The 22,731-nt window shown below is 66.8% G+C and carries 21 protein-coding genes and 1 pseudogene; 18 read left to right on the plus strand and 4 right to left on the minus strand.

All coding sequences use genetic code 11. The features are described 5' to 3' along the window. Positions 1-14: 14 nt before the first annotated feature. Both Q8M85_RS08165 and Q8M85_RS08170 read left to right on the plus strand, forming a co-directional pair. Positions 15-551 carry a class I SAM-dependent methyltransferase gene (locus tag Q8M85_RS08165; protein WP_305542702.1) on the plus strand — a complete coding sequence of 179 codons (537 nt, stop codon included), beginning with the start codon at positions 15-17 and terminating at the stop codon, positions 549-551. Positions 552-617: 66 nt separating this feature from the next. Next, positions 618-1,799 carry a hypothetical protein gene (locus Q8M85_RS08170; RefSeq protein WP_305542705.1) on the plus strand — a complete coding sequence of 394 codons (1,182 nt, stop codon included), beginning with the start codon at positions 618-620 and terminating at the stop codon, positions 1,797-1,799. Positions 1,800-1,938: 139 nt separating this feature from the next. On the opposite strand, the gene Q8M85_RS08175 is transcribed toward Q8M85_RS08170, so the two are convergent. Beyond that, the gene (locus Q8M85_RS08175; RefSeq protein ID WP_305542708.1) at positions 1,939-3,261 is read right to left on the minus strand and encodes an aspartate aminotransferase family protein; all 1,323 of its coding nucleotides are present in this window, start codon (positions 3,259-3,261) and stop codon (positions 1,939-1,941) included. 267 nt (positions 3,262-3,528) lie between these two features. Between Q8M85_RS08175 and sucC the strand changes: the two genes are divergently transcribed. The 13 genes and pseudogenes from sucC to lpdA all read left to right on the plus strand — a co-directional run bounded on the left by sucC (position 3,529) and on the right by lpdA (position 16,540). Then, positions 3,529-4,722, plus strand: a complete 1,194-nt coding sequence (sucC, locus tag Q8M85_RS08180; RefSeq protein WP_305542711.1) for an ADP-forming succinate--CoA ligase subunit beta — start codon at positions 3,529-3,531, stop codon at positions 4,720-4,722. A gap of 8 nt (positions 4,723-4,730) precedes the next feature. After that, entirely contained in the window at positions 4,731-5,312 is a 582-nt protein-coding gene (locus Q8M85_RS08185; RefSeq protein ID WP_305542714.1) for a hypothetical protein, read from the plus strand. A 4-nt stretch (positions 5,313-5,316) separates the two neighbouring features. After that, on the plus strand, positions 5,317-6,372 hold the full coding sequence (locus tag Q8M85_RS08190) for a hypothetical protein (RefSeq protein ID WP_305542717.1): 1,056 nt from the start codon (positions 5,317-5,319) through the stop codon (positions 6,370-6,372). A gap of 17 nt (positions 6,373-6,389) precedes the next feature. Continuing rightward, entirely contained in the window at positions 6,390-6,869 is a 480-nt protein-coding gene (locus Q8M85_RS08195) for a hypothetical protein (RefSeq protein ID WP_305542719.1), read from the plus strand. Next, positions 6,866-7,348, plus strand: coding sequence for a hypothetical protein (locus Q8M85_RS08200; RefSeq protein ID WP_305542722.1), 483 nt, complete (start codon positions 6,866-6,868; stop codon positions 7,346-7,348). Before Q8M85_RS08195 ends, Q8M85_RS08200 begins: the two co-directional genes overlap by 4 nt. Before the next feature lie 18 nt (positions 7,349-7,366). Continuing rightward, positions 7,367-8,251, plus strand: a complete 885-nt coding sequence (sucD, locus tag Q8M85_RS08205; protein WP_305542724.1) for a succinate--CoA ligase subunit alpha — start codon at positions 7,367-7,369, stop codon at positions 8,249-8,251. 66 nt (positions 8,252-8,317) lie between these two features. Beyond that, the gene (locus Q8M85_RS08210) at positions 8,318-11,287 is read left to right on the plus strand and encodes a 2-oxoglutarate dehydrogenase E1 component (protein ID WP_305542727.1); all 2,970 of its coding nucleotides are present in this window, start codon (positions 8,318-8,320) and stop codon (positions 11,285-11,287) included. 21 nt (positions 11,288-11,308) lie between these two features. Further along, positions 11,309-12,559, plus strand: a pseudogene (gene odhB, locus Q8M85_RS08215) (2-oxoglutarate dehydrogenase complex dihydrolipoyllysine-residue succinyltransferase); the annotation flags it as partial. An 82-nt stretch (positions 12,560-12,641) separates the two neighbouring features. Continuing rightward, entirely contained in the window at positions 12,642-13,103 is a 462-nt protein-coding gene (locus Q8M85_RS08220) for a hypothetical protein (protein ID WP_305542729.1), read from the plus strand. A 245-nt stretch (positions 13,104-13,348) separates the two neighbouring features. Next, complete coding sequence (locus Q8M85_RS08225) at positions 13,349-13,750, plus strand: hypothetical protein (RefSeq protein WP_305542731.1); 402 nt, start codon at positions 13,349-13,351, stop codon at positions 13,748-13,750. Continuing rightward, positions 13,747-14,676: a glycosyltransferase family 2 protein gene (locus Q8M85_RS08230; protein ID WP_305542734.1), complete on the plus strand. Its 930-nt coding sequence runs from the start codon at positions 13,747-13,749 to the stop codon at positions 14,674-14,676. Before Q8M85_RS08225 ends, Q8M85_RS08230 begins: the two co-directional genes overlap by 4 nt. Next, on the plus strand, positions 14,673-15,068 hold the full coding sequence (locus Q8M85_RS08235; protein WP_305542737.1) for an MAPEG family protein: 396 nt from the start codon (positions 14,673-14,675) through the stop codon (positions 15,066-15,068). Before Q8M85_RS08230 ends, Q8M85_RS08235 begins: the two co-directional genes overlap by 4 nt. Positions 15,069-15,151: 83 nt before the next feature. Continuing rightward, positions 15,152-16,540, plus strand: coding sequence for a dihydrolipoyl dehydrogenase (gene lpdA / locus Q8M85_RS08240; RefSeq protein ID WP_305542740.1), 1,389 nt, complete (start codon positions 15,152-15,154; stop codon positions 16,538-16,540). A gap of 127 nt (positions 16,541-16,667) precedes the next feature. Here the strand turns inward: lpdA and Q8M85_RS08245 are convergent, their stop codons facing one another. Continuing rightward, a complete protein-coding gene (locus tag Q8M85_RS08245) occupies positions 16,668-17,378 on the minus strand; it encodes a serine/threonine protein phosphatase (RefSeq protein WP_305542743.1) in 711 nt (236 codons plus the stop codon). A 340-nt stretch (positions 17,379-17,718) separates the two neighbouring features. Further along, complete coding sequence (gene hemC, locus Q8M85_RS08250; RefSeq protein ID WP_305542746.1) at positions 17,719-18,657, minus strand: hydroxymethylbilane synthase; 939 nt, start codon at positions 18,655-18,657, stop codon at positions 17,719-17,721. 93 nt (positions 18,658-18,750) lie between these two features. Between hemC and hemE the strand changes: the two genes are divergently transcribed. Next, positions 18,751-19,779 (plus strand): uroporphyrinogen decarboxylase, encoded by a 1,029-nt coding sequence (gene hemE, locus Q8M85_RS08255; protein ID WP_305542748.1) that lies wholly within the window; start codon positions 18,751-18,753, stop codon positions 19,777-19,779. 3 nt (positions 19,780-19,782) lie between these two features. Further along, on the plus strand, positions 19,783-20,682 hold the full coding sequence (locus tag Q8M85_RS08260; protein ID WP_305542751.1) for an EamA family transporter: 900 nt from the start codon (positions 19,783-19,785) through the stop codon (positions 20,680-20,682). Between the two features lie 39 nt (positions 20,683-20,721). Here the strand turns inward: Q8M85_RS08260 and Q8M85_RS08265 are convergent, their stop codons facing one another. Then, on the minus strand, positions 20,722-21,870 hold the full coding sequence (locus Q8M85_RS08265) for an acyl-CoA dehydrogenase family protein (RefSeq protein WP_305542754.1): 1,149 nt from the start codon (positions 21,868-21,870) through the stop codon (positions 20,722-20,724). Positions 21,871-21,996: 126 nt separating this feature from the next. Between Q8M85_RS08265 and Q8M85_RS08270 the strand changes: the two genes are divergently transcribed. Then, on the plus strand, positions 21,997-22,689 hold the full coding sequence (locus Q8M85_RS08270; RefSeq protein ID WP_305542757.1) for a helix-turn-helix domain-containing protein: 693 nt from the start codon (positions 21,997-21,999) through the stop codon (positions 22,687-22,689). Positions 22,690-22,731 lie beyond the last annotated feature (42 nt).

Here is a 22,731-nt window from a genome sequence, read left to right on the forward strand (position 1 = left end):
CGGGCCGCGTCCAGATGCAGGCCCTCCTTTCCGCCGGAATGACCCCCGAGGACCACCTCCTCGACATCGGCTGCGGCGCCCTTCGCCTCGGCCACAAGGCCGTCCCGTTTCTCAAGCCCGGGCACTACTGGGGCACCGACGCCTCCCTCGCCCTGATGCGGCACGGGCGGCTCACCGAACTGCCCGACCCGACCCAACTCCCCGAAGACCACCTGATCGAGGACGCGCATTTCGCCTTCCCCGGCATCCCCGACACCATCACGCTTGCCATCGCCTTCGGCGTCTTCACCCACCTCCCCCACCAAGCCCTGCAAACCGCCCTCACCAACCTTCGCCCCTTCCCCAACCTCCGCGCCGTCCTTTTCACGGTCTTCCTCTCGGACGCCGCCACCTCCACCCGCCAGCCCGACGGCGTCGTCACCCATCCCGACCGCCCGCCCTACCATCTCCCCGAGGCCCAGGTCGCGCAGACCATCGCCGCCGCTGGCTTCGCCCCGACGAAACTCCCCACCCTTCTCCCCCGCGGCCAGGTCCTCTGGTCGGCCACCTGACGGCTTTCCCGACCTTGCGCCGCCCACGACGCAGCGCCACACTTGCCTGACCCAAAGGAGGCCCCCATGCGCACCCTCGCTCTCGCCCTCATCCTCGCCAGCCCCGCCGCCGCCGAGACGATCTCAGAGGAAATCGCCCGCGCCGGCCTTGCCCCGACCGAGGCCCGCCTCGCCGCCCTCCCCGCACCCACCAACGAAGACCTTTTCGCCCTCGCGGGTCTGCGTTTCCTGGGCGGCGTCGAGCAGGCCCTGCAACTGAGGTGGAAGACCGGCGTCAAGGCCGACTGGTCCGAGCTTCCGATCCTCCGCCTGCCGATCCCGGAAAACCCGAACGCCATCCCCTTCCAGGCCGCCGACTTCACCGCGCTGATCCGCAACCTCGACGCCGACATGGACGCCTCCCGCGCGGCCCTTATCCAGCTCGGCGACAAGCCCTTCGCCCTGCCGATCCGCGTCGCCGACCTCTGGTTCGACATCAACGCCAACGGCACCCGGGAACCCGGCGAGGATCTGGCCGAAGTCACCGGCATGGCCCTCGGCGGCGGTCGGGGCTTCGGCGTCCGGGTCGAGGACCCGGTGATCACCTTCGACACCGCCGACGCCGCCTGGCTTGCCGCCTACACCCACTTCCTCTCCGGCTTCGCCTCCACCGCACTCGCCTACGACCCCGAACCGGCGATCCAGCGCGTCCTCGACAGTTCAACCGCGATCTACGCCCTCTGGGGCGACACGCCGCCGCACAATGCGATGGACATGATGTTCGGCCGCCAGGTCGACCGTGCGGCGATGGTCCTCCATGCGCTCTCGAACACCCCCGACAGGACCCTCGCCCAGGACGCCTACGGCCATTTCCTGTCGATGATCACCGAGAACCGCCGCTTCTGGTCCCTGGTCGCGCTCGAAACGGACAACACCGGGGAATGGGTGCCGAACGACGCCCAGGTCTCCGGCCTTGGCCTGACCATGCCCCCCGGCACTGGCGACCGCTGGCAGGCCGTCCTTGCCGACGCCGAGCAGCTGCTGAAAGGCGAAGTCCTGATCCCGCACTGGCGCTTCGGGGCCGAAGCCGGGATCAACCTGAAAAAGGCATTCGAGGACCCGCCCGCCATCGACCTTGTCACCTTCATCCAGGGCGAAGGCCTCCTGCCCTACGCCGAGAAGGGACCCCAGATGTCGATGCAGTCCTGGCGCGACTTCGAGGATTTCGTCCAGGGCGACGCGATGCTGTTTGCCGTCTTCCTGAACTGAGCCATTTCATCTGTCCGCAAATATCCCCGCCGGAGGCAATCCCGAGCCTTTCTGCGTCCTTCACGCAGAAAGGCGAGACAAAGGGTCTTCGCGCCTGCCAAGGCGCTCAATCTGAAAACCGCCCCAACCCGCGCGGCGTTCAAAGCCCGCGGATCACCGTCTCCAGTGTCGCCACCAACTTGTCGGCGATCTCGTCCAGTTCCGCATCCGTCGCGTTGAACGGCGGCGCCAGGATCACCGTGTCTCCCGCCGCCCCGTCGACATGCCCGCCCGAAGGATAGCAGATCAGCCCGCGCCGCAGGCTTTCCGCGCGGATGCGCCCGTTCACCCCCAGGCCAGCGTCGAACGGGGCCTTCGTCTCCGGGTCCGCCACCAGTTCCACCCCGATGAAATAGCCCCGCCCTCGCACATCGCCGACCTGGCGGATATGCGCCATTCGCGCCCGCAGGTCCGACCGCCAGCGCGGCCCCTTGTCCCGGATACGCGCCAGCAGGTCCTCCTCCGCCACGATCTTCTGCACCGCCACGCCCGCCGCGAGGCACGCCGTGTGCCCGGTATAGGTGTGCCCGGTCAGCGGTCCGCCATGCCCCGCCTCCATCACATCGGCGATTTCACGGCTGTAGACCGCCGCCCCCAGCGGCAGGTAGCCGCCCGACAGCGACTTCGCCACGGTGATGATGTCCGCCGTGATCCCGTCCTCTTCCGATGCCCGCCAGACCCCGGTCCGGCCCGACCCGCACATCACCTCGTCGCAGATCACCAGCACCCCGTGCCGCCGGCAGACCTCGGCCACCGCGCGCCCATAACCCTCCGGCGCAGGCAGCGCACCGCCCGCCGCGCCCACCACCGGCTCGAAGATGAACCCCGCCACCGTCTCCGGTCCCAGCCGCAGGATCTCCGCCTCCAGTTCCGCCGCCAGATGCGCGACCAACCCCTCCCGGCTCACCCCCTCGGGCAGCCGATAGGCATTGGCCGCACTGACCCGCCCCACCATCGGCAAGGCCCCCGCAAAGGCCCGCTGCCGGTCCTCGAACCCCGACAGCGCCGTCGCCATCAGCGTGTTGCCATGCCACGACCGCTGCCGCGCGATGAACTTCACCCGGCCCGGCTCGCCCCGGTCGTAATGATACTGCAACGCGATCTTGACCGCGCTTTCCACCGCCTCCGAGCCGCTGGTCGTATAGACCATGTCCGCCAGCCCCGTCGCCTGACGGAGCATCTCGCTCATCTGCTCCAGCGGATCGCTCGAAAACAGATACCGATAGCCATAGGCCACCTTCTCCATCTGCCGCGCCACCGCCGCGTTCACCCGAGGATCGCCGTGCCCGACCGAGAACACCGCCGGGCCGCCGGACCCGTCAATGTACTGCTTGCCCGAGACATCCCAAAGATAGACCCCCCGCCCGTGGCTGATCTTCGGCAACGTGTCCTGGGTGATGTCGTTGGCGCTTGGGCGGGGCATGGCGGACTCCTTCATCTGTCGCACAGCCTTCGCAATCCCCCCGAACCTTGTCAATCTGACCACCCACGGGGTGAGTCGCCCCTGCATCTGGCGTTACCGCAATCATGTGATCACGCTTTTCCATCGTGTGATCACACTTTTCCATCCTGTGATCACATCTTTCACTTTCCGGGCATTTCCACCGCATTTCAGGCATTTGCCGTTTGGATCACCGGCCAAGCCGTGCCAAAACGCCGCTGACCAATCCCGGCCGCGAAGGGGCTCCCGATGAACATCCACGAATACCAGGCGAAAGAGCTTCTGCGCAGCTACGGCATCCCGGTCAGCGACGGCCGCGTCGTCCTCAAGGCCGAAGACGCCAAGACCGCCGCCGGGGAACTTGACGGCCCGCTCTGGGTGGTCAAATCGCAGATTCACGCCGGGGGCCGCGGCAAGGGCCACTTCAAGGAACCCGAAGCCGGCGAAAAGGGCGGCGTCCGCCTTGCGCGCAGCGTCGGTGAAGCCGCCGAATTCGCCCGTCAGATGCTGGGCCGCACGCTCGTCACCGTCCAGACCGGCGCCGCTGGCAAGCAGGTCAACCGGATCTACATCGAAGACGGCAGCGACATCGACCGCGAATTCTACCTTGCCCTCCTGATCGACCGTCAGACCTCCCGAATCTCGATCGTCGCCTCGACCGAAGGCGGGATGAGCATCGAGGACGTCGCCCACGACACGCCCGAACTGATCCACACCTTCACCGTCGATCCCGCCACCGGCTTGCAGGATTTCCACGGCCGCCGCGTCGCCTTCGCGCTTGGCCTGACCGGCGCGCAGGTCAAGCAATGCGTCCAGATCGTCAAGAAGCTCTACCAGCTCTTCGTCGACAAGGACATGGACATGCTGGAGATCAACCCCTTCTGCGTCCTCAAGGACGGCTCACTCAAGCTTCTCGACGCCAAGATGGGCTTTGACGGCAACGCGATCTACCGCCACCCCGACATCGCCGCCCTGCGCGATGAGACCGAGGAAGACCCCAAGGAACTCGCCGCCTCCAAGTTCGACCTGAACTACATCGCTCTGGATGGCGAGATCGGCTGCATGGTCAACGGCGCAGGGTTGGCGATGGCCACGATGGACATCATCAAGCTTTACGGGGCCGAGCCCGCCAACTTCCTGGACGTCGGCGGCGGTGCCACCAAGGAAAAGGTGACCGAGGCCTTCAAGATCATCACCTCCGACCCGCAGGTCAAAGGCATCCTCGTCAACATCTTCGGCGGCATCATGCGCTGCGACATCATCGCCGAAGGCGTGATCGCCGCGGTGAAAGAGGTCGGCCTCAAGGTCCCACTGGTCGTCCGGCTTGAGGGCACGAACGTCGAGCTTGGCAAGGACATCATCCGCAAATCCGGTCTGAACGTGATCGCTGCGGACGACCTGAAGGACGGCGCCGAGAAGATCGTCAAGGCCGTGAAGGGCTGAACCCGACCATGCGCAGCGCGGCCCCACAGACCCCGGACACGACCCAGCGCCACAAGATCGTGCGCCGGGCTTCGGCCAATATCGGGGTGATCGTGGTGGGCCTTGTCCTGGCCAGTTTCTGTGGCGTGTTTCTGGCGATTGGTCTTTGGGCAGTCGGGAGGACCGGCCAGGTCGTGACGGGTATCCTTTTCAGTCTGCCCGGTGGCATCGCGCTGACCGGAATTGTCGGTGCGCTTGCGATGACTGTCGTGGGCGTTCGCCGCCTGCGGCGCGGCGACACTGTCGCGCTGGTTCTTGCGCCGGAAGGCGTGGCATTGCCCGAACAGTCGGTTCCTCCCGTCCCCTGGCCCCAAGTCACAGGCATTGACCGCACCTATGGCCGGGGCGCCTGCCTGCGGTTGTTCCTTGACCGACAGGATGCGCGGCTGGTGCGCCCCCATGCGATCCTGCGGCTCAATGCCCGGCGGGGAAACCTGCGCCCGCGCGACATGCTGTGCATCTTCCCGCAGGGTCTCCTGCTGGAACTTGAGGACCTCCAGGCGCTGATCCGCGCCTACCAGTCGGCCCACGGCGGGCCTCGGGCGGTCTGAAGCAATGCAGCGCGCCCTGGAACCCAAGCAGATGGACTTCCTGACCTTCGAGGATCGCGAACAGGACCTGCCGGCGCTGATGCTGCTGGCCGTCAGCCTGCAACGCACCGCGCCGGGGTCTCGTCTCCACCTCCCCGCCCGCGACCTTGGCGCAAAGGCGTTGGACTGGATGGGCTGCCAGCCCAACGTCGTCCTGCACCGCGACCTCTGGGCCGAGGATACGTTCTGGAACATCAAGCCTTACCTGCTGGAACAGATGCTGGCCCGTGGGATCCCCCGCATCACCTGGCTTGATGCCGATCTGATGCTGACCGCCGACCCTTCAGGCTACTTTGACGCCCTGCAAAACGACACCATCCTCGTCGCGCAGGAAGGCTTCCGCAGCCGCAACGCCGGGACCGGGGGCCGCACCCTTTCGATCGGCCGCACCATCGCGCGTGAGCTTGGGTATACCGTCAACTCCTGCGTCGTGAGCGTGACCGCCCAGCACCAGCCGCTTCTGGACCGCTGGAAATCCTTCCTGCGCTCGGACCTTTACCAGACCGCCGACCGCCGCTTCATTGTCGGCGACCAGGACGTGCTTGGCGGCCTCCTTGGCTCGGATGAGTTCGGCCAGCTCCCGGTCGCGGCACTGCAGACCGGCCGCGACATCGCCCATGACATGCTTCCCGGAGACTTCGGGGCGTTCCAGCGCATCGCGACCCTTAGCCACGGCGAGCCACGCTTTGTCCACGCGCAGGGCCGCAAGACCTGGCGTTATGCTACGGGCTCGGCGGATGCCACCGCGCTGCAAAGCCAGCTCAGCCTGCACCGGCACTGGGCCAAGACGCACCGCGCCGATCTGCCCGCCGACCAGACCGCCTGGATCACCCAGGACGGTGCTCTTTCCCGCATCATGCTCCGCTTGTTCCCCAACAGCCCCTCATTGCGCGGCCTGCCCATCGGGTTGCTCGGCAGCACCCTCAACCTCGCCTACATCCTGCGCAACCTGGTGCGGCGGAACCCGACCTTCCGCGTCGGGCAGTCGCCTGATGCCACCTCGTCCGCCACCCCCACCTGAAGTCCCAAGGAATACCGATGCTCACCCGCCTTGCCCTCGCGCTTCTCCTGGCCACGCCCGCCGCGGCCCAGGACGCCGATCCGCGCAATCAGCTGGTCGAAGGCTACATGGCCTGCATGTCCGGCGGCGGCGATGCCGACCTGACCGGCGAGATGCTCGATACCCTGTTCTGGACGCGCCAGGATGACAGCGACATGGGCCTCATCAACTTCTACCCCGGCACAGGCGAAAGCACCGTGGTCTACATGGCCGACGACGGCAGCTTCTGCCACGTCGAAAGCCTGACCGTCGACAGCGCCACCGCCTCGGAAATCCTCGCCGCCTCCCTTGGCGGAGAGGAGGGCGCGCCGTTCGACTATTCCAGGGACGACATGGGCTGCACCCGGCTGGATTTTGACACCGGCGTGCAGGCGACGATCACTTCGGGCGGCAACGACCCGACTTGCGGCTCGGACACCGACAGCGGCGTCCGCTTCACTTTCGAGGCCAGCGAATGATGCAACGCGCCCTCTTTCCCGCCCTTGCGCTCTTCGCCGCGTCGCTGCCCGCAGGGGCCGAGATGGCGTTCAATCCCGCAGACCTGCTTTCCACCCGCGATACGGCGCTGGCCGGGGCGATGCTGGCCTGTGATCTGGGCGTGCGGGACCCCGACGCCGCCGATGCCCTGCTGACCGGCGCGGGCTGGACAAAAGCCGAGGACGAGGGCAGCTGGGGCTACGCTTCTGAAAACCTGACCGTCATGATGTGGACCGTCCCCGGCTTCTGCATGGTCGAGGACGCGGAAGCCGGGACCACCGCCTTCAGCGACACCCTTCTCGGCCTTGCCAACATCCCACCCGACATCGGCACCGATGCCGATGGCTGCACGACCTACACCTATGACAACGGGGTCATCGCCACGCTCAACGGCCCCGGCAACGACCCTCTCTGCACATCCGACACGGGGGCCGCGCTGCGGTTCTCGCTCCCGAACTGACCTTCAAAGGAGGCCCCGATGGCCGTTCTCGTCAATAAAGCCACCAAAGTCATCTGCCAGGGCTTCACCGGCAGCCAGGGCACGTTCCACTCCGAACAGGCCATCGCCTATGGCACGCAGATGGTCGGCGGCGTGACCCCCGGCAAGGGCGGGACCGAACACCTCGGCCTTCCCGTCTTCGACAGCGTCCATGACGCCGTCGAGAAAACCGGAGCCAACGCCACCGCGATCTACGTGCCCCCGCCCTTCGCCGCAGACAGCATCCTGGAGGCCATCGACGCCGAAATCCCGCTGATCGTCTGCATCACCGAAGGCATCCCTGTCCTCGACATGATGAAGGTCAAACGCGCGCTCATCAATTCGAAGTCCCGCCTGATCGGCCCGAACTGCCCCGGCGTCCTGACCCCCGACGAATGTAAAATCGGCATCATGCCGGGCAGCATCTTCTCCAAGGGCTCGGTCGGGGTTGTGTCACGCTCGGGCACGCTTACCTATGAGGCCGTGAAACAGACCACCGACGTCGGCCTTGGCCAGTCCACCGCAGTGGGTATCGGCGGCGACCCGATCAAGGGCACCGAACACATCGACGTGCTCGAGATGTTCCTTGCCGACCCCGAGACCCACTCGATCATCATGATCGGCGAGATCGGCGGCGCCGCCGAAGAAGACGCCGCCCAGTTCCTTGCCGACGAAAAGAAGCGCGGCCGCTGGAAGCCCACCGCAGGCTTCATCGCCGGCCGCACCGCCCCCCCCGGCCGCCGCATGGGCCACGCAGGCGCCATCGTGGCCGGTGGCAAGGGCGACGCAGAGTCGAAGATCCAGGCCATGCTCAGCGCCGGGATCGTTGTCGCCGACAGCCCGGCGGGATTGGGCGAAGCCGTTCTGAAAGCAATCAAGGCGTAGGTCGGGGTTCACCCCGACTCTCTTTTCCCGGCGGGGGACGCCCCGCCCCACAAGGAAGCGCAGATCATGACCGACCAATCCCCCACCGCCGCCTTCACCGCCTCGTCCTTCCTTGACGGGGCCAATGCCGATTACGTCGACCAGCTGGCCGCCCGCCACGCCGCCGACCCGGCCAGCGTCGACCCGCAATGGGCCGAGTTCTTCAAGGCCCTCGGCGACAGTGAGCTTGATGCCAAGCGCGCCGCTCAGGGGCCATCATGGGCCCGTGCCGACTGGCCGCCGCAGCCGTTGGATGACTTGACCGCCGCCCTGACCGGCGAATGGGCCGCCCCGCCTCCGGCCAGGGAAGCCAAGGCCGCAGGCGCAAAGATCGCCGCCAAGGCCGCCGAACAGGGCGTCGCGCTCTCTGACGACCAGATCCAGCGCGCCGTCCTCGACAGCATCCGCGCGCTGATGATCATCCGCGCCTACCGGATCCGCGGCCACCTCGCCGCCGACCTCGACCCCCTGGGCATGACCGAACGCGGCAGCCACCCCGAGCTTGACCCTGCCTCCTACGGCTTCACCGAAGCCGACATGGACCGCCCGATCTTCATCGACAACGTGCTGGGCCTGACCCACGCCAGCATGCGGGAAATCCTGGACATCCTGAAGCGCACCTACTGCGGCACCTTCGCGCTGCAGTACATGCACATCTCCGACCCCGAGCAGGCGTCCTGGCTGAAGGAGCGGATCGAAGGCTACGGCAAGGAAATCCAGTTCACCCGCGAAGGCCGCAAGGCGATCCTGAACAAGCTGGTCGAGGCCGAGGGCTATGAGAAGTTCCTCCACGTCAAATACATGGGCACCAAACGTTTCGGCCTGGATGGCGGCGAGGCACTGATCCCGGCGATGGAGCAGATCATCAAGCGCGGCGGCGCGCTGGGGGTCAAGGACGTGATCATCGGCATGCCCCACCGGGGCCGCCTCTCGGTCCTCGCCAACGTGATGATGAAGCCCTACCGCGCCATCTTCCACGAATTCCAGGGCGGCTCCTACAAACCCGAGGATGTGGATGGCTCCGGCGACGTGAAATACCACCTGGGCGCGTCTTCGGACCGTGAGTTCGATGGCAACAAGGTCCACCTCTCCCTCACCGCCAACCCCAGCCACCTGGAAGCCGTGAACCCGGTTGTCCTGGGCAAGGTCCGCGCCAAGCAGGACCAGCTCAATGACACCACCGACCGCACCGCCTGCCTGCCGATCCTGCTGCACGGCGACGCGGCCTTTGCGGGCCAGGGTGTCGTGGCGGAATGTCTGCAGCTTTCAGGCATCAAGGGTCACCGCACCGGCGGCTGCATCCACATCATCGTCAACAACCAGATCGGCTTCACCACGGCACCCGCCTTCAGCCGCACCTCGCCGTATCCCACGGACATCGCCCTGATGGTCGAAGCCCCGATTTTCCACGTCAACGGCGACGACCCCGAAGCCGTGGTCCACGCCGCCCGTGTGGCGACCGAGTTCCGGCAGAAGTTCCACAAGGACGTGGTCATCGACATCTTCTGCTACCGCCGCTTCGGTCACAACGAAGGCGACGAGCCGATGTTCACCAACCCGGCGATGTACACCCGCATCAAGCGCCAGAAGACCACGCTTCAGCTTTACACCGACCGCCTGGTCCGCGACGGCCTGATCCCCGAAGGCGAGATTGAGGACATGAAGGCCGCCTTCCAGGCCCGCCTCAACGAGGAGTTCGAGGCCGGGAAGGCCTTCCTCCCGAACAAGGCCGACTGGCTGGATGGCCGCTGGAAGAACCTGCAGACCAAGGACCTGAACAACTACCAGCGCGGCGAAACCTGGATCAAGGCCGAGACCCTCGCCGAGGTCGGCGCCGCCCTGACCCGCGTGCCCGACGGGTTCGATATGCACAAGACGGTGGCCCGTCAGCTGGACGCCAAGCGGGAAATGTTTGCAAAAGGTCAAGGCTTCGACTGGGCGACCGCCGAGGCGCTGGCCTTCGGCTCCCTTCAGATCGAGGGCTTCCCGGTCCGCCTCTCGGGCCAGGACTGCACCCGCGGCACCTTCTCGCAGCGCCACTCCGGCTGGATCGACCAGACCACCGAGGAACGCCACTACCCACTGAACCATATCCGTCCGGGGCAAGCGCGGTATGAGGTGATCGACTCGATGCTCTCGGAATACGCCGTTCTCGGGTTTGAGTACGGCTATTCGCTGTCAGAACCGAACGCGCTCACCCTCTGGGAAGCCCAGTTCGGCGACTTCGCCAACGGCGCGCAGATCATGATCGACCAGTTCATCAACTCGGGCGAATCCAAATGGCTGCGGATGTCGGGCCTCGTCATGCTCTTGCCGCACGGCTACGAAGGCCAGGGCCCGGAACACTCCTCCGCCCGCCTCGAACGGTTCCTGCAACTCTGCGCCGAGGATAACTGGATCGTCGCCAACTGCACGACCCCGGCGAACTACTTCCACATCCTGCGCCGCCAGCTGCACCGCACCTACCGCAAGCCCTTGATCCTGATGACGCCAAAGTCGCTGCTGCGGCACCCGATGGCGATCAGCCGGGCCGAGGACTTCACCGACGGCTCGACCTTCCACCGCGTCCTCTGGGACGATGCGCAGAAGGGCAACTCGACCGCGAAGCTCAAGGCCGACGACAAGATCAAGCGCGTCGTCCTGTGCTCCGGCAAGGTCTACTACGACCTTCTGGCCGAACGCGACGCACAGGGGCTGGAGGATGTCTACCTCCTCCGCGTCGAACAACTGTACCCGGTCCCGACAATCTCACTCACGCAAGAGCTGTCCCGCTTCCCGAAAGCCGATTTCGTCTGGTGCCAGGAAGAGCCCAAGAACCAGGGTGCCTGGTCCTTCATCGAGCCCGAGATCGAGACCGTCCTGACCAAGGTCAGGGCCAAGCCCACCCGCATGTCCTACGCCGGACGCAAGCCCTCGGCCTCGCCCGCCACGGGCCTCGCCTCCCGCCACAAGTACGAACAGCAGCAACTCGTCGCCCAGGCCCTTGGCCTGAACTGACCTCGGAAAGACCGGAGACTGAAAATGACTGACGTGATGGTTCCCGCCCTTGGCGAATCCGTGTCCGAGGCCACCGTTTCGACCTGGTTCAAGAAACCCGGCGATGCGGTGAAGCAGGACGAAATGCTCTGCGAGCTTGAAACCGACAAGGTCTCGGTCGAGGTTCCCTCCCCGGTGACCGGCGTCCTGACCGAGATCATCGCCCCCGAAGGCACCACCGTTGCCGCCAACGCCCGCCTCGCCATCGTGACCGAGGGTGCGGCCGCAGCCGCCCCGGCGCAAAAGCCCAAGACCGAGGACCCGAAGATCGAGGCCGCCGCCGCCGTCGGCTCCCCCGGTGCCGGGACGGAAGACGTCACCCCTCGCGCCGACGTGGAAAACGCGCCCTCCGCCAAGAAGGCGATGGCCGAGGCCGGACTTTCCGCCGATGCCGTCAAGGGCACTGGCCGCGATGGCCGCGTGATGAAGGAAGACGTGGCCAAGGCGGTCGCCGCCCCCGCGCCCGCCCCGGCCCCCGCCGCAGCACCCGCCCCGGCCTCGGTCCCCCGCGCCCCCGTCCCGGCGGATGACGCGGCGCGTGAGGAACGCGTCAAGATGACCCGCCTCCGCGCCACCATCGCCCGCCGCCTGAAAGACGCCCAGAACACCGCCGCGATGCTGACGACCTACAACGAGGTCGACATGTCCGGCATCATGGGCCTGCGCAACGAATACAAGGACGCGTTTGAAAAGAAGCACGGAGTGAAACTCGGTTTCATGTCCTTCTTCGTCAAGGCCTGCACCCACGCCTTGAAGGAAGTCCCCGAGGTCAACGCCGAGATCGACGGTCAGGACGTCGTCTACAAGAACTACGTCCACATGGGCGTCGCCGTCGGCACCCCCTCGGGCCTTGTGGTCCCCGTGGTCCGCGACGCCGACCAGATGGGCTTCGCCGCCATCGAAAAGAAGATCGCCGAGCTTGGCCTCCGCGCCCGCGACGGGAAACTCTCGATGGCCGAGATGCAGGGCGGCTCCTTCACGATCTCGAACGGCGGCGTCTACGGCTCGCTGATGTCGTCCCCCATCCTCAACCCCCCGCAGTCCGGCATCCTCGGCATGCACAAGATCCAGGACCGCCCGGTTGTGGTAAACGGCCAGATCGTCATCCGCCCGATGATGTACCTGGCGCTCAGCTACGACCACCGGATCGTGGACGGCAAAGGCGCGGTGACGTTCCTGGTGCGGGTCAAGGAGGCGCTGGAGGACCCGCGGCGTTTGCTGATGGATTTGTGAGGATGGTGGGTTGAAAACCCACCATACGAAACCGGCGTAGGGTAGGGCGTGCCCAGCCAAACTGGTGTCATTTGGCAGAGTCATGGCAGTAGGACGACGAGATACAAGTCTGGAGGCGGAAGGTGCAGAATTCCTTGTCTGCGGTCACTTGCTCATTGAGGGAATTGTTGCACACAAAGCCTATACGCGCACGGCAGGTTACGACGTGCTCGCAATTGATCCGACTTCTGGTCGCTCTGCTCGCGTCCAAGTCAAGAGCAGATGGGCCACCGATGCACGGCAACAATTTCCGATCAAGAATGCTGACTGCGACTTTGTGGTCTATGTCCGCCTTAACCGAGGACCAAAGAAGGGCCCAAGCCAAGCCACCAAGGCCGATCCCGAATTCTTTGTCCTCCCAATCGCATCCGTCCTCTCCGTTCGCCGCACGGATGGCTGGGCAATCGCACGGGTAGGAAACATCGCCGCACTGGACGAATACCGAGGGTCATGGCATCTGATTCGCGATTTCATTACTTCGCCCAAGTTGCCACTTGACCCGTAGGGTGCGCTAAAGCGCACCATCCGGCGGTGCGCTGTAGCGCACCCTACGCCACCCCCAAACCCGGACCTTAAATGCCCCACCCCCTCCCGACCGCCGCGACAAGCGCCTCCCCTCCCCCTCGTGGGCAGGGGTTGGGGGTGGGGGGCCATCCGCCCAGCCCCCCCCACCCCAGCCCCGCGCCGGGGTCTCGCCCGACGTCGCTCGCAACGCCCAAGGTCCCGGGTCAAGCCCGGGACGGGCTTTCCTTGCTTCTTGTGGCAGCCCTCACTTTCCTCACCACCCCCCTGTCAGCCCAAGTCATCCCCACCGGCTCCCCCGCCGCCGACATCCTCCTCTCCCAGGCCATCGCCGAGCATCGCGTCTTCCTGACCTGCTCCGCCCTCGACCCCCAGACCCACGCCCGCATCCTTGCCGGCTGGCAGGCCGACATCGCCTCGGCCACCGCGATCCTCGCCGCCCACAATGTCCCCCCCGAAACCGTCGCGGCCTTCACCAGTGCCGCCGACCCCCAGGCCCTGATGCCCGCCGACGACGCCACCTGGGCCGAGGTCAAGGGGCTGTGCGACACCCACCCCGACTGGCTGACCGCCTATGACACCTTCGACCGCGTCATCCTCGACCTGAAACTGGTGGGCGTCCTGGAATGATTCCCGTCGCGCTGATGTCCTGCATGCGGAACGAGGGCATCCACCTCCTCGAATGGCTGGCCTATCACCGCGTGATCGGCTTCGGCCCCATCGTGATCTGCTCGAACGACTGCAACGACGGCTCCGACCGCCTGCTCGACCTTCTCGCCACCCACGGCCAGATCGACCACCTGCCGAACCCGGTCCCACCCGGCGAACCCCCACAGAAACACGGCATTGCCCGCGCCTTGGCCCACCTGTCCAAAAGCCCCGCCGACTGGCTCGCCCACCTCGACTCCGACGAATTCCTGAACGTCGCCCCCGGCGCCGGCCCCGTCCAGGACGTGATCGCGCGCGCCGAGGATGCCCACACCATCGCGCTCCCCTGGCGCATGTTCGGCGACAACGGCCACCAGACCTGGCCGGGTGAAACGCTGCGGGCCTTCACCACCTGCGAAGCCGCCCCCGACCCGGATACCGTCAAGTTCAAGTCCCTCTTCCGCCACCGCGCCTTTGCCAGCGCCTCCGACCACATGCCCACCGCCCCCCGCGTCGAAACCCCGCTTGCCGTCAACTCCCTGGGCGAGCCCCTGTCCTCCGCCCCCCTCTTCGGCAAGCCGGTCGCCCGCTACCATCCCGTCGACGCAGCTCTCAGGGGCGGCACCGTGGTGAACCACTACGCCATCCGCTCCACCGACAGCTTCCACATGAAACAGGCTCGTGGCCGCGGCATGGGCCCGGCATGGGACAAGTATGTCCCCGGCTCCACCTGGCACCGCCGCGCCAATCGGAACGACACCCAGGACCGCTCCATCCTTAGGCGCTGGCCCGAGGTCGAGACCGAACTTGCCCGCCTCCGCGCCCTTCCCGGCGTCACCGAAGCCGAAGCCGCCTGCCACAGCTGGTTCCTCCAGATCCGCGACTCCCTCGCAAGGACCACCGCATGACCCCCGAGCTGACCGCCCTCGCCCTCGCGGGCCTCCTGCAGGCCCTCCAGTTCACCCTCTTCGCCATCCCCGCGAACCTGGAGCTTGGCACCGGCTACACCTCCAGCCCCCGCGACCGCCCGCCGTCCCAGCAGCTCTCCACCCTGACCGGCCGCCTCCAGCGCGCGATGAACAACCATTTCGAGGGGCTGATCCTCTTCACCCTCGCCGTTGTCGTCGTGACTCTCGGCAACCAGTCCACCCCCGTCACCCAGACCGCCGCCTGGGCCTACCTCGGCGCACGCGTCCTCTACATCCCCGCCTATGCCTTCGGCTGGCGCCCTTGGCGCTCGGTCATCTGGAGCGTAGGCTTCTTCGCAACCCTGACGATGATCGTGGCCAGCCTCATCTGACCCTTTCATCTGTCTGAAAATATCCCACGGGGGTGCGGGGGTGTGAAACCCCCGCTTCCCGGCCAGACCAAAGGACCAAACCCATGGCAGATTTCGACACCATCATCATCGGCGCCGGCCCCGGCGGTTACGTCGCCGCGATCCGCGCCGCGCAGCTCGGGGCGAGGGTCGCCTGCGTCGAAGGGCGCGAGACCCTGGGCGGCACCTGCCTCAACGTCGGCTGCATCCCCTCGAAGGCGATGCTCCACGCCACCCACATGCTGCACGAAACCCACGAGAACTTCGAGAAGATGGGCCTGATCGGCGCCGCGCCGAAAGTCGACTGGACGAAGATGCAGGCCTACAAGGATGACGTCGTCTCCGGCAACACCAAGGGGATCGAGTTCCTGTTCAAGAAGAACAAGGTCACCTGGATCAAGGGCTGGGCCACCATCCCTGCGCCGGGCCAGGTCAAGGTCGGTGACGAGGTCCACTCCGCAAAGAACATCGTCATCGCCACCGGGTCCGAAGCCTCCTCCCTCAACGGCGTCGAGATCGACGAGGAAACCGTCGTCACCTCCACCGGCGCGCTGACCCTCAAATCCGTGCCGAAAAGCATGGTCGTCATCGGCGCAGGCGTGATCGGGCTGGAGATGGGCTCGGTCTACGCCCGCCTCGGCGCGCAGGTCACCGTGGTCGAATACCTCGACGTCATCACCCCCGGCATGGACGCCGAGGTCGCCAAGACCTTCCAGCGCATCCTGACCAAGCAGGGCCTGAAATTCGTCCTTGGGGCCGCCGTCCAGTCGGTGACCAAGGGCAAGAAGGGCGCGACCGTCACCTACAAGCTGAAGAAGGACGATAGCGAGGCGAAGATCGACGCCGACATCGTCCTCGTCGCCACCGGACGCAAACCCTACACCCAAGGCCTCGGCCTCGAAGCGCTTGGCGTCGAAATGGGTCCCCGCGGCACCATCAAGACCGACGCCCACTGGCAGACCAACATCCCCGGCCTCTACGCCATCGGCGATGCCATTGCCGGCCCCATGCTGGCCCACAAGGCCGAGGATGAGGGCATGGCCGTGGCCGAGGTGCTGTCGGGCAAGCATGGCCACGTGAACTACGGCGTCATCCCCGGCGTGATCTACACGACGCCCGAGGTCGCGAACGTCGGCCAGACCGAGGAACAGCTGAAAGCCGAAGGCCGCGCCTACAAGGTCGGCAAGTTCCCCTTCATGGGCAATGCTCGTGCCAAGGCCGTCTTCCAGGCCGAAGGCTTCGTGAAGCTGATCGCCGACGCCACCACCGACCGCATCCTGGGCTGCCACATCATCGGCCCGGCAGCGGGCGACCTGATCCACGAGGTTTGCGTTGCGATGGAGTTCGGGGCGTCAGCGCAGGACCTCGCCCTCACCTGCCACGCCCACCCGACCTACAGCGAAGCGGTGCGCGAAGCCGCGCTCGCCTGCGGCGACGGCGCAATCCACGCCTGACGACCCCGCTCGTCGTGCGACTGCGTCTTCTCCTCGCAAGGCCCACGGCCAGCGAGGAGGCACGTAGTCCCCGACGAGCCGCCGCTCCCCCTGCGAGGAGAAGACGCAGTCGCACGACGAGCCGTCCTTACCGCCGCAACCGCGCCAGAGTCAGCCCCACTGCCCGCAACTCCCGGCTCTGCGGCCGCAACCGCCACAGCCCCGCCGCCAGCCACTCGACCGGAACCAGCCACACCGCAAGTCGCCGGACCGCTGCCAACGCCCCCTCGGGGGCCGAGACCGCATAGGCCTCCAGCGCAGCCTCCAGCCAGCGGTTATCCTCGGGCCAGGCGGTGAACGCCGTCTGCGCGAACATCACCACATCCGCCGCCTGCCAGAACCCCGCCCGCTTCGCCCGCCGGAACCGCTCCAGGTCGATGAACCGCGCCTGAACCCCGTCCCAGCAGACGTCCCGCACCGCAGGTCGGCCATGCGCCATCCCGGCCCAGTGAAGCCGACCCAGTGCCCGCCCCGCCTCGGCAAAGGCCCGCAGCTTCTCCGCATCACCCCGACCGGGGTCCGCCACCACCTCTGGCAGCACCGGCCCCGCGTCCGGCATCAGCACCCAGTCCGCGCCCTCCGCCACCACCGCCGCAACCGCCAGCCCGGCATCCGACAACGCCTGCAGCCCCTGCCGCTCTGCCGCGAAAGCCTTCGCCGGATCTCCCTTCTGCACGCGCAGCCGCCCCGACAGCCGTTCGACCCGCTTCAACCAGAACCGCCGCCCATCGGGCAACACCAGCGCCCGCACCCGCTGCGGCGGCTCGGCGAGCGCAGCGTCAAGGGCTGCTGCAAGCATGGGATCAGGCAAAGGGTGCGTCACACGCGTCCCTGTAACGCCAGTATGTCGGATTTGCAAAAGCCCCGGCAGCGCCGCGCGGGAAACCGTACCCCGGCACGGGCCCAGGCCCAGGCACAGGCACGGGCACAGGCACGGGCACGGGCACGGGCACGGACACGGACACAGGCACGGGCACCAGTTGCCAACAGTCCCCGGCTCGCATGCCTTTCAGGTACGCGCGCCAAGGGCAGTCCCTTCACGCGCCAGGCATAGCCGATGCCAACCGTCCCGCCGTCCGCGCCAGGTGCCTCCCCTCTCCCCGCAGGGGGGGGCGGGGTCGGGGTGGGGGGCTACCGGGTCAGTCGAAGAACCCGGGCCCCGCGCGGTCCAGCAACTCCTCGGCCAGCGCCCGCCCGATCGCCGCGCCCTCGGCAACCAGCCCGCGCCGCTCACCGGCCACCGAAGCCGAGCCATCGGGCCGCAGGATTTCCCCCCGCAACCACAACTCCGACCCCTCGACAATCGCCAGCCCGGCAATCGGCGTCTCGCAAGACCCGTCCAGCGTGGCCAGGAACGACCGCTCCGCCGCCAGCCGCAGCCCGGTCTCGTGATCGTGGATCGCCGCCAGCAGCCCCGCGACCCGGGCATCCGCCGACCGCCGCTCGATCCCGATCGCGCCCTGCGCCACCGCCGGCAGCATTTCGTCGGGCGCGATGGCCGACCGCGCAACCTCGACCATCCCCAGCCGTGTCAGCCCTGCCATCGCCAGGAACGTGGCATCCGCGACCCGCTCCTCCAGCTTGCGCATCCGCGTCTGCACATTGCCCCGGAACTCCACCAGCTTCAGGTCCGGCCGCCGCAAGGCCAGTTGCGCCCGCCGCCGCAAGCTTGACGACCCGACCGTCGCCCCCTGCGGCAACTCCGCAATCGACCCGAAGCGGGGCGAGACAAACGCATCCCGCACATCCGCGCGGCGAAGGTAGCAGTCCAAGACCAGCCCCTCGGGCTGCAACGTCGGCATGTCCTTCATCGAATGGACCGCGATGTCGATGCCCCCGTCCAGAAGCGCCTCCTCGATCTCGCGGGTAAAAAGGCCCTTCCCCCCGATCTCGCGCAAGGCCTTGTCCTGGATCTGGTCGCCGGTGACCTTGATCACCACGACCTCGAACGCCGCTTCGGGCAGGCTGAACGCTGCCATCAGCCGGGCCCTCGTCTCATGCGCCTGCCACAAAGCCAGCGGGGAACCACGGGTGCCGATCTTCAGCGGGCGGGCGGGGGTGGGCAGATCATCGCTCATGCGCCAAGGCTTACCCGTGTCACGCGCGCCTGACAACTCTTGACAACATCGCGCCCACAGCCGACCCATGACGCGAAGCAAAGAGGCCAAGACATGACCAAGACAATCCTGCGCGCGCTCAAGGGCGAGGTGCTGCCCACCCCCCCGATCTGGATGATGCGCCAGGCTGGCCGCTACCTGCCGGAATACCGCGAGACCCGCGCCAAGGCCGGTGATTTCCTGAAACTTTGCTACAATCCAGACCTCGCCGCCGAGGTCACGCTGCAGCCGATCCGCCGCTACGGCTTTGACGCGGCCATCCTGTTCGCCGACATTCTTCTTCTGCCGCAGGCCCTTGGCCCGAAACTCTGGTTCGAAACCGGCGAAGGCCCCCGGATGGAGACGACCGACACCCCCGGCCAGGTCGCAAACCTGAAGCCGACCGAGGCGATCCACGAAACCCTGTCGCCGGTCTATGAGACCGTCCGCATCCTTGCCCGCGAACTGCCGAAGGAAACCACCCTCATCGGCTTTGCCGGCGCGCCCTGGACCGTCGCCACCTACATGATCGCTGGCAAAGGCTCCAAGGACCAGGCCGCCGCCCATGTCCTGAAAACCCAGGACCGCCCGACCTTCCAGGCCCTGATCGACCGGATCACCGAAGCCACCATCGAATACCTCTCCGCCCAGATCGACGCCGGGGCCGAGGTGGTCAAGCTGTTCGACAGCTGGGCCGGGTCGCTGAAAGGCCAGGACTTCCGCGACTTCGCCGAGGCCCCCACCGCGCAGATCATCTCGGCGCTCAAGGCCCGCCACCCCGGCATCCCGGTCATCGCCTTCCCGCGTGAGGCAGGCCAGGGCTACATCGGCTTTGCCCACCGCACCGGGGCCGATTGCGTGGCGATCGACAACTCGGTCAGCCCGGAATGGGCCGCCGCCAACGTCCAGATCGACGGCTGCGTGCAAGGCAACCTCGCGCCCGAACATATGGTTACCGGCGGCCAGGCGCTGATCGCCGCCACCCAGCATGTCGTCCGCGCCTTCTCCAAGGGGCCCCACATCTTCAACCTTGGCCACGGCATCACGCCCGAGGCGCACCCCGACAACGTGCAACTGATGATCGACACGGTGCGCGGGACGTAAAGCGTGGGCTTCGGCTGGGTCCTTGCCACCCTGATCGCCGCCGCGGCCCAGACCGCCCGCAACGCGACCCAGGCCAGCCTGACGCAGGCCATCGGCACCATCGGCGCGACGCAGGTCCGCTTCCTGTTCGGCCTGCCCTTCGCGCTGGTATTCCTGGCCCTTGTCGCGGGCCTGCACGGCCAACCCGTGCCAGCCGTCACACTCAAGGCCCTTGGTTTCACCGTGCTCGGTGCGCTGTCGCAGATTGCCGCCACGGCGCTGATGCTCTTCATCATGAAGTCGCACTCTTTCGCCGTCACGACCGCCTGGCTCAAGACCGAACCCGTTCTTGTCGCCCTGATCGCCGCTGCCGTGCTGGGGGACCCGCTGACCCCGCCCATGCTTCTGGCCATCGCAATCGCCACCGCCGGGGTGATCCTGATGTCGGTCAAACCCGGCACCGGGGCTGTCCTGTGGCGAGACAGCCGGCCCGCCCTGACCGGCCTGCTCGCGGGCGGGCTCTTCGGCCTCTCCGCCATCGGGTTTCGCGGCGCCATCATCGCCCTGCCCGAAGGTGATTTCCTGATCCGCGCGACCACGATCCTTGCCCTTGGCCTTGCGCTGCAAGCCACGGTCCTCGCCCTGTGGCTGCTGGCCTTCGACCGAACCGCCCTTGTCGCCTCGCTCCGCGCCTGGAGACCCTCGCTCGGCGCGGGTTTTCTGGGGGCCTTTGCCTCGCAGTTCTGGTTCATCGGCTTTTCGCTGACCTCTGCCGCGAATGTCCGCACCCTTGCCCTTGTCGAGGTGATCTTCGCCCAGGCCGTTGCGCGCTTCGTCTTTCGCCAGCGCCTCGGCCCGCGCCAGATGCTTGGCATGGCGGTGGTCGTGCTTGGCGTTGGTCTTCTCTTGCGCAGCCAGCCCTAGGGGTACGGGGCGGCCCTGACGACCGTCCCGCCCGATCCTTCAGAACACCGTCGCCACCGACTCTCCCAGCGCCATCGCCCCGGCATACTGCGCCTGCGGCCCGCGCTGCATCGCGTGATAGCGCGCACCTTGGATGTCGCGGAACCGCCGCTCCAGCCCGGCTGATCGGTAGAACCCGGCCCCGCTGGCAAGCTCCATCGCCAGTTCCACGGCCCGGATCATGTGGTCCGCCCCCAGCACCTTGCCCGTCATCACCTCGTTGACGGTCTCGGCCGAGGGCGCGTTGCGGTCCACCGCCGCCAGCATCGACGCAAGCGCCATTTCGGCTCCGCGCAATTCGGTCATCATCCGCCCGGCCATGCCCCGCATGTCATGGGTGACGGGGCGTTCCTTCGCCATGTCCAGCGCGATCCGGCAGGCGCTGTCCGCGACCCCCAGATAGGCCGCATAGATCAGCGGAAACGCGATGGTCGCAATGGTGTGGAACAGCGGATGCCATTCGCCCGACTTGCGCTTCAGCGCCACGCCGGCATCCGGCACGAACAACTCGTCCAGCACCACGTCATGCGACCCGGTGCCCCGCATCCCCAGCGTATGCCAGGTGTCCAGGATACGCACCTCCGGCGCCTTCATCGAGGCCCCGAAATGCAGGACGTGACGCTCGCCGTCCTCCTCCAGCACCGCGCCGGTCATGAACACATCCCCCGCCGCCGCCGCCGAGGTAAAGATCTTGCGCCCCGACACCCGGAAACCACCCTCCACCCTGCGGGCGAGGCCCGAGCCGTTGATCCAGTCCGACCCGCCGCTGGACAGAAGCACGATCCGTTCGGCCGCGATGCGCTTCAAAAGCGGCTCCACCGCCGCCACTTTCTGATGCCGCCAGCGCCAGGCCGGGATCGCCACCTGATGCGTGTGCATCGCAAAGGCCAGCGCGGTCGATCCGCAGGCCCGGCCCAGCACGCGCAGCATCCCGGCCAACTCGCGCACGTCCGCGCCGCCACCGCCCAGCTCCTGCGGAACCCCGGCCTCGACCAGACCGGCCTCCTTCAAGAGCGCATAGTTTTCCGCGACAAACCGATCTTCGGCATCCGCCCGCTCGGCACCTGCGGCAATCTTTTCCGACAAACCCTCGGCAATCGTTACGGCATCCCGGGTCTCGCTCGCCCGGATTTCTGCTGTCAAAGTCATGGTAACACTCCCTTTCAATGAATGTCCCATCGTCCTCCCTTTAACCGCCCCCGACCAGTCCACGAACTGTACTAGGTCGCCAGCCCCCCCGGTGTTACCCTGCCTCATCAAACCCGAGAGGCCGCCATGTCCGAGACATCCAGCTACGGCCAGTTCTGCCCCGTTTCCATGGCCGCCGAGATCCTCTGTTCGCGCTGGACCGTCGTCCTTCTGCGCGAGATGCTCTGCGGCTCCACCCGCTTCAACGACCTGCGCCGGGGCCTGCCGCGCATGTCACCGACCCTCTTGTCGAAACGCCTGAAAGAACTGGAACTGTCCGGCGTCATCCGCACCGTTCCCACCGCAGCGGGCACTTTCGAATACCATCTGACCGAGGCCGGGGAAGAGCTTCGCCCCATCGTCCTTGGCATCGGCTTCTGGGGTCAACGCTGGGTCGAATCCCGGCTCTCGCTCCGCAACCTCGACCCCACGCTCCTGATGTGGGACATGCGCCGCAACCTCAGCACCGATCCCCTGCCGCCGCGGCGCTGCACGATACAGTTTCAGTACCCCGAGCTTGCACCCACCCAGCGCAACTACTGGCTGGTCATCGAATCGGGGCAGGTCGACCTCTGCCACGTCGACCCGGGATTCGAGGTCGACCTTCTGGTAACCAGTTCGCTCAGGACCATGACCTCGATCTGGATGGGCCTGACCCCGCTCAAGACCGAGATCAGTGCAGGCCGCGTCCAGCTTGACGGCGACCCTGCCCTTGGCCGCGCGATGCAGGCCTGGCTGAAACTCAGCGTCTTCGCGCCAGCCGAACGCCGCGTCGCCTGATCACCGATCCGTCCTTGGCTGCCTGACCTGGGTGGCCAGCGG

The organism is Tabrizicola sp. (assembly GCF_030694085.1).
Lineage (GTDB): Bacteria > Pseudomonadota > Alphaproteobacteria > Rhodobacterales > Rhodobacteraceae > Tabrizicola.

Coding starts and splice junctions, on each gene's coding strand:
- Q8M85_RS08200 (WP_305542722.1), top strand. CDS start 6,866: ATGATGCAACGCGCCCTCTTTCCCGCCCTTGCGCTCTTCGCCGCGTCG.
- Q8M85_RS08195 (WP_305542719.1), top strand. CDS start 6,390: ATGCTCACCCGCCTTGCCCTCGCGCTTCTCCTGGCCACGCCCGCCGCG.
- Q8M85_RS08220 (WP_305542729.1), top strand. CDS start 12,642: ATGGCAGTAGGACGACGAGATACAAGTCTGGAGGCGGAAGGTGCAGAA.
- Q8M85_RS08235 (WP_305542737.1), top strand. CDS start 14,673: ATGACCCCCGAGCTGACCGCCCTCGCCCTCGCGGGCCTCCTGCAGGCC.
- hemE (WP_305542748.1), top strand. CDS start 18,751: ATGACCAAGACAATCCTGCGCGCGCTCAAGGGCGAGGTGCTGCCCACC.
- Q8M85_RS08190 (WP_305542717.1), top strand. CDS start 5,317: ATGCAGCGCGCCCTGGAACCCAAGCAGATGGACTTCCTGACCTTCGAG.
- Q8M85_RS08175 (WP_305542708.1), bottom strand. CDS start 3,261: ATGCCCCGCCCAAGCGCCAACGACATCACCCAGGACACGTTGCCGAAG.
- Q8M85_RS08165 (WP_305542702.1), top strand. CDS start 15: ATGCAGGCCCTCCTTTCCGCCGGAATGACCCCCGAGGACCACCTCCTC.
- Q8M85_RS08185 (WP_305542714.1), top strand. CDS start 4,731: ATGCGCAGCGCGGCCCCACAGACCCCGGACACGACCCAGCGCCACAAG.
- Q8M85_RS08270 (WP_305542757.1), top strand. CDS start 21,997: ATGTCCGAGACATCCAGCTACGGCCAGTTCTGCCCCGTTTCCATGGCC.
- lpdA (WP_305542740.1), top strand. CDS start 15,152: ATGGCAGATTTCGACACCATCATCATCGGCGCCGGCCCCGGCGGTTAC.
- sucC (WP_305542711.1), top strand. CDS start 3,529: ATGAACATCCACGAATACCAGGCGAAAGAGCTTCTGCGCAGCTACGGC.
- Q8M85_RS08265 (WP_305542754.1), bottom strand. CDS start 21,870: ATGACTTTGACAGCAGAAATCCGGGCGAGCGAGACCCGGGATGCCGTA.
- Q8M85_RS08210 (WP_305542727.1), top strand. CDS start 8,318: ATGACCGACCAATCCCCCACCGCCGCCTTCACCGCCTCGTCCTTCCTT.
- hemC (WP_305542746.1), bottom strand. CDS start 18,657: ATGAGCGATGATCTGCCCACCCCCGCCCGCCCGCTGAAGATCGGCACC.
- Q8M85_RS08245 (WP_305542743.1), bottom strand. CDS start 17,378: ATGCTTGCAGCAGCCCTTGACGCTGCGCTCGCCGAGCCGCCGCAGCGG.
- sucD (WP_305542724.1), top strand. CDS start 7,367: ATGGCCGTTCTCGTCAATAAAGCCACCAAAGTCATCTGCCAGGGCTTC.
- Q8M85_RS08170 (WP_305542705.1), top strand. CDS start 618: ATGCGCACCCTCGCTCTCGCCCTCATCCTCGCCAGCCCCGCCGCCGCC.
- Q8M85_RS08230 (WP_305542734.1), top strand. CDS start 13,747: ATGATTCCCGTCGCGCTGATGTCCTGCATGCGGAACGAGGGCATCCAC.